This window comes from Stutzerimonas stutzeri (genome assembly GCF_000935215.1).
Classification (GTDB): Bacteria; Pseudomonadota; Gammaproteobacteria; order Pseudomonadales; family Pseudomonadaceae; genus Stutzerimonas.
The window spans coordinates 1-941 of record NZ_JXXD01000314.1 but is presented as its reverse complement, the minus strand read 5'-3'; the positions used below and the strand labels follow the sequence as shown (position 1 = coordinate 941).

1 pseudogene is annotated in these 941 nt (G+C 54.7%); it reads right to left on the bottom strand.

Annotation, left to right across the window (positions count from 1 at the left end):
* A pseudogene (locus LO50_RS22325) lies at nucleotides 1-358 on the bottom strand (hypothetical protein); the annotation flags it as partial.
* Nucleotides 359-941: the final 583 nt, after the last annotated feature.

The window sequence follows — 941 nt, the reverse complement described above, 5'->3', positions numbered from 1 at the left end:
GCGCTGGGCTTAAGTGCACTTTCCGTTCCGTTGCTCCCCAAACCCCCTCGACCGGCCTCTCATTGGACAGCACGACATTCGGTGCCGTTAGCCAGTGGAGCGCACCTCCTAGATCCCCATCGTACAGCTCCAATAGCGCATCGAGGATCTCGATAAGACGACAGAACACCTCACCAGCCTGTATAGACATCACGGCACTGCCGGGGGACGCAGTGATCCACTGCGCGATCTGCGCTGGCGATCGCTCCAACTCGCTTGCCAAATCGGAGATCAACGACACCGGCAGGCCCGCCAGTACGGCGACGTGCAGATAGTAGTGGCCTCTCGGCAAATCCAGTTTTTCGCGGAGCCTTTCCATAACTGCCTCCAGGATAATTGGCCATTTGATAATGTCATCTTGGCCCCGAGTTTGCGCATGATGGTCTCGAACCATCCGCACCGTAGCTTCGAGAGAGAGCGAATGAACACTATCTGAAGGCTACTCGGCAGTGCGAGAGGGCTTTGGCAGTGACGCTTTGATCGGTGTTATTATTGAAACCTGCCCAAGAGCTTCCTCTCCCGGGTGCGTGTACCGGTGATGAAACTTGGTTTGAGGCGGTCTCGTTGAGGCCGCCTTTGTCGCTTCTGGGAGAGCCCCCAGTACTAAGCAGCCGTTATGCGTCGAAGCGCAAAGCCTCGACCAAAGCTGTTCGCAGGCCCTCTAACTCGGCATTTCTCCAATCTTATGAACTCGCGCTGGGTACGGACGGCGGGAATTATCTGCAATTATCTCGGCATAGATAATTGATCAATATTTAGCCGCCACTACTGAGCAGCGCCTCTCAAAGTTAATCCTTTAGATACAGCAGGTTACAGAACGAATGTCCTAATTTTTGCCTTATCTCGGCATGCCCCCTAATGCGGAAAATGGCTGCTGCGAGGTGCTCGCGGCGGCCAAAAAC